Raw genomic sequence first — 4,830 nt, 5'->3', positions numbered from 1 at the left:
GACAAGCCCAAACTTTAATATATTTATTATTCTTTAAAATTATTATTACTATTGGCTACATTTATTGCTACAAACATATTGCTGAATTCCACAACATTTTCGTATATACTTAACATTTTTAAGAAAGAAACATATCTTAATACTATATCTTTTTATGAATTGAGGTATCCCATGAGAAATTATGTTTACCCTGCGCAAACACAAACACAATCTCTTGGCAAGTTGTTAGTCCGTGTAAATTCTGAAGCAAACTTAAGACCTATAGAGGATGCAACCATTCAAATTACACGCACTGGTGACCCTACTAGTATAATTGAAGAAATACGAACGAATTCTATCGGTCAAACAGAAACAATTGAATTGCCAGCGCCTCCGTTAGACTATAGCTTAGAACCAGATTCAAGCATGCCATACTCCGAGTACACCTTGCAGATTTCTGCTCCTGGTTTCGAAGATATGACTGTTTCTGGTTCACAGATTCTTCCTACTGTTACTGCTGTACAGGAATCTCAACTACTACCTATAACAGCAGACCCAACCTCAAGTGAACTTTTCGTGATCTCCCCACACACATTATATTATGAATATCCTCCAAAGATTGCTGAACCAGAAATTAAGGACGTCTCTAATTTTGATATTGTCCTTGATCAAGTTGTTGTACCTGAATATGTTGTTGTACATGATGGCCCACCTACAGATAATTCTGCCAAGAATCATTACGTGCTTTACCGTGACTATATTAAAAATGTAGCCTCCAGCGAAATCTATGCGACTTGGCCAGAGGCTACCATACAAGCAAATGTTTTAGCAATTATGTCATTCACACTAAATCGTGTGTACACAGAGTGGTACCGTAATAAAGGATATAGCTTTACAATTACATCGTCAACTGCATTTGACCACAAATGGATAGCTGAGCGAAATATATTCGAGAATATATCTCTTGTTGTTGATAGTATCTTTAATAACTTCCTATCAAGACCAAACGTAAGGCAGCCTATTCTTACACAGTACTGTGATGGCGTCCGTGTTCAATGCCCTAACTGGATGACCTAATTGCAATTGGGGAGGTAGTTATTATCCCTCTGTCTTCATTGCTTCAATTGCACTAATCTTTGTCGCCCTCTTAGCAGGATAGTAACCAGATATTACACCTACTGCAATAGCAAAACCTGCTGCTAGGAATGGCAACCAGATTGGGATAATAGAAAAGTTTGTTGAAACGGAATTATCATACATAACCGATGTTGATTTCATTAAAGCTTTAAACAATGGCTCACCATATTTGTTGATACAAAACGATGCAATATAGCTAAGTCCGATACCAATTATTCCACCAATCAATCCAATCATTCCTGCTTCAAACAAGAATAATTTCTTAATATCCGTAATGTAGCAACCTAATACTTTCATTACGCCAATCTCTTTTGTTCTTTCATAGATTGACATAATCATCGTATTCGCAATACTAATTGCAGATACAAGCATGGCAACTGCACCAACGCCACCTAACACCATTTGCATCATGTTTGATGTTTGCTCTAATGGCTCTAAGGATGAATTCAAACTTTCAGTTTGGTAACCAAGCTCTTTTATCTTCTTTTCTACTTTACTAACATTTTTTACATTATCTACATTCAATTGAATGGTCTCATATTGCTTTAAATCCTTTATCGCCTTCTTCTTATCCGATGGTTTTAGATACTCAATAGCTTCCATATACCATCTCTTGAATGTATCCAAAGACATATAGCATTGATAATCGTATTGTGAATTCTGTTCTAATACTGCAACATTTGTTCCAAGATAAAATTCTGCTCTTTTTGAATAATCTTTTAGTTCATATTTATAGAGATTCATGTAAGCAACCATTTTATCTTTACCAAGCTCTAGTTGATACTGACTGTAGCGATTCCCCTTCATTGAATAAAAGTAATTCTTAGGAACTTCGCTTCCCATAATTATTACATCAGGATTCGCTTCTGATGGCATCTCGCCATACGCTAAATCAGGAAGTCCAAATTCCTTCATTGCATCAATATCCATAACAGCGCAGTATGCATATCCATCGATATCTTTTCCTATTTTAAGCGATACGTCTACATACATAACAGGTGTAGCTGTTTTTACATGTTCAATTTGTTTTACCGTATTTAGCAAGTCTTCATTAATAATTTGTTCCTTGGAATCAATATAATTTCCATTCTCATCTCGAATCATTGCATATTTACTAATTGTTATCGTTGTTAAACTACCAAGTTCCATTACTTGAGACTTAAATCCTGTATTCATACCGATACCAATAGAAATCATTACAACAATGGAAATTGTACCAATTATAACGCCTACAACCGTTAATGCTGTTCTAGCCTTTCTTCTACTTAAATTTCGAAGTCCCATCTTAATAAGATCACTAATCTTCATACAGATCAATTCCTTTTTTTATTTTCTTCTTTGCTAGTAGAACTCCTAGAATAGCTCCCACCACCAAAGTAGCTGCTGATATTCCTACAATAGGTACATAACTAGATAAGAAAGGATCTTTTGTTGTTGAAGCGGTCATGTCACCATCCATGCCAGACATGTCAACCATTGCGCCGTCTGTATACATATCAGAACCTTCAAGTCCTTCCATTTCACTGTTACTTGCGTCGATATTCATATCATCAACACCAGGTTCTGTATCACCACCAATATCCATGGATTCCCCATCTACATTCGTCATGTCTGCATCCACATTGTCTACTGGAACATCTGTATTTTCTCCACCTTCCATGCCATCTGCATTCGTATCCATATTGGTATCTACATCTGTAGTCATGTTTGTATCTGCATTAGCATCTGTATTGTCTTCTGCACTTTGCAATAAGTTCTCTCCATTGTCTGCACTTGTTGAATCTGGAACACTTACCTCAGTTACTGTCATTGTCGCATATAACGCGTCTTTCATTATTGTTGTATTAAACATTCTCTCTCATCCCCCTTCCTATAACTCATCATCCTCTTGCTTACGTAGTTTTCTCTTATATAAACCAATAACTACCTTTCTAGCTATAAAAATTGCTACGATAAACACTACAACTTCAATAACTACAAACAACCAAGTTGGTAAAAGTGCTTTCTTTGCTTCTGGAACTGTTGGCATGTCTTCTGGAAACATACTATCTATAGGGACATCCATTGATACTTGATCTTCTATATATTGTGTGAAATCCGCAAACAATTCAACCGTATCGCCATTACTATCTTCATAAGTAATTTTTAACTGGCCAGGGCAATCGCCTGCCATCATTGGAATTACGTCTATCTCATATGTATTTCCTTGACCAGCCTCTACATTACCAATAAATTTAGTCGATGTGTCTGCTGCTTGATAGAAATCACTTACTACCGTTGCTGTTACATTGTTAAGTGTTGATTTACCCATGTTATAGAAGTTGAATGTCAATGTTGTCGATTCATTTACACGAGGTACATCATATGAACTGATATAGATATCTTGCACTACTGGTCTTGCATTCTCTGAAACTTGAACATTAAGAACCTCTTCTATTGTTTTCTCTGCTGTTCCTGATTCTTCTGTTTTACCATCTACTCCTACTGATTTACCTTCGTATTCATAATCAAATGTTACTTTTAATGGATACGCATTCGATGCCGTATCTGCTTTTATTTTCAGTTCAATTGTTTGTGTTGCTGTTGCACCTGCAGGTATTTGATCGATATAGAAACTATTGCTTCCTGACGTCTGTGAAAATGTATTATTTTCAGACGAAACTGTCACCTTAATATTCTTTGCTGCAATAGAAGCATGTGTATTCTTAACATTAAACGTAAATGTGAATACATCACCCGCTTTTAATTTTTCATCACCTGTACTAAAATCACTTATAATTAACTTTGGTACACTTGTGTTTACTGGATTTGTTGCCTCTTTTGGATTCTTAACATCTCTTACAAATAAGCTAACACTTTCACTTCCTTCTTCATAATCAGAACCATCTTTGTTTAGATATTTGTATGTGAATGCATACGTAAGTTCATGCAAACCTTCTGTGATATCTTCCGATAATACATATTCCATCTTAACCGTTTTCTTCTTACCAGCTTTTAATTCATCAATATATACATATGGTTTTGCTGATACTGGACTAAGTCCTGAGGAAGCAATATTCGATGGTGTGAATTTTAATTGTTTTGCTGAAGTTTTTCCTTTGTTTTCAACCGTAAACGCTACCGTTACTTTCCCTTTTGCTGTTGGTGCACTTGGTGATTGCACAACATTAGAAATAACAATATTAGGTTTTCCATTGTTTTGCACTTGATCTTCTGGTACAACTACGTTAATGAAGATATTTGCTGTTTCTGTATATCCTTCGCCCTTTTTATCATCATACCATTCAACGGTAAGCTTTAATGATTTTATACCTGCTGCCGCATTAGCAGTTACTTTCACTGGAAACTCAACATTTCTTGATATTCCAGTAGCCACATCTCCTACAGACGTCTCTGATGTAGAGTAATTCGGTACGATATCTGTTTGTGAGCTAAAATCACCTAATGATACACGAACATCTCTCGCAACTAAATCACCACTATTTTTAACTTGTAGAGAAATTGAGAACTCATCTCCACGCGCAACTTCTTCCTCATAATCAATACCACTCATTTTGACTTTAGCAGATGTCTTTTGACCTGTAACTTTAACGCTTAACTTTTTTGAAAAAACTAAGGAACATGTTGTATCTTCATCAATTGTATATGCATATCCTGTTCCTGTTAATTCTAATTTATATGTACCATTGGAAGCTAATTCTGTTGATTCAATAT

At 35.6% G+C, this 4,830-nt stretch carries 4 protein-coding genes; 1 reads left to right on the top strand and 3 read right to left on the bottom strand.

The genetic code is table 11. The features are described from left to right. The first annotated feature begins 171 nt into the window (after nt 1-171). Nucleotides 172-1,056, top strand: coding sequence for a carboxypeptidase-like regulatory domain-containing protein (locus RMR19_RS12805; protein ID WP_310603883.1), 885 nt, complete (start codon nt 172-174; stop codon nt 1,054-1,056). A 21-nt stretch (nt 1,057-1,077) separates the two neighbouring features. Here RMR19_RS12805 and RMR19_RS12800 read toward each other — a convergent pair whose 3' ends face one another. From RMR19_RS12800 to RMR19_RS12790, 3 genes are all read right to left on the bottom strand, one after another. Beyond that, complete coding sequence (locus RMR19_RS12800; RefSeq protein WP_310603882.1) at nt 1,078-2,424, bottom strand: ABC transporter permease; 1,347 nt, start codon at nt 2,422-2,424, stop codon at nt 1,078-1,080. Continuing rightward, the gene (locus tag RMR19_RS12795; RefSeq protein ID WP_310603881.1) at nt 2,414-2,968 is read right to left on the bottom strand and encodes a hypothetical protein; all 555 of its coding nucleotides are present in this window, start codon (nt 2,966-2,968) and stop codon (nt 2,414-2,416) included. Before RMR19_RS12795 ends, RMR19_RS12800 begins: the two co-directional genes overlap by 11 nt. 18 nt (nt 2,969-2,986) lie before the next feature. Further along, nucleotides 2,987-4,830 (bottom strand): COG1361 S-layer family protein (locus RMR19_RS12790; RefSeq protein ID WP_310603880.1); only part of this gene is annotated, 1,844 nt, incomplete at its 5' end.

The organism is Anaerosporobacter sp., from assembly GCF_031551385.1.
Lineage (GTDB): Bacteria > Bacillota > Clostridia > Lachnospirales > Lachnospiraceae > Anaerosporobacter.
The sequence above is the reverse complement of the archived record's forward strand: the minus strand, read 5'-3'. Positions and strand labels throughout refer to the sequence as shown.

Excerpts from the sequence above, each read along its gene's own strand:
- RMR19_RS12805 (WP_310603883.1), top strand. The coding sequence starts at position 172 with ATGAGAAATTATGTTTACCCTGCGCAAACACAAACACAATCTCTTGGC.
- RMR19_RS12800 (WP_310603882.1), bottom strand. The coding sequence starts at position 2,424 with ATGAAGATTAGTGATCTTATTAAGATGGGACTTCGAAATTTAAGTAGA.
- RMR19_RS12795 (WP_310603881.1), bottom strand. The coding sequence starts at position 2,968 with ATGTTTAATACAACAATAATGAAAGACGCGTTATATGCGACAATGACA.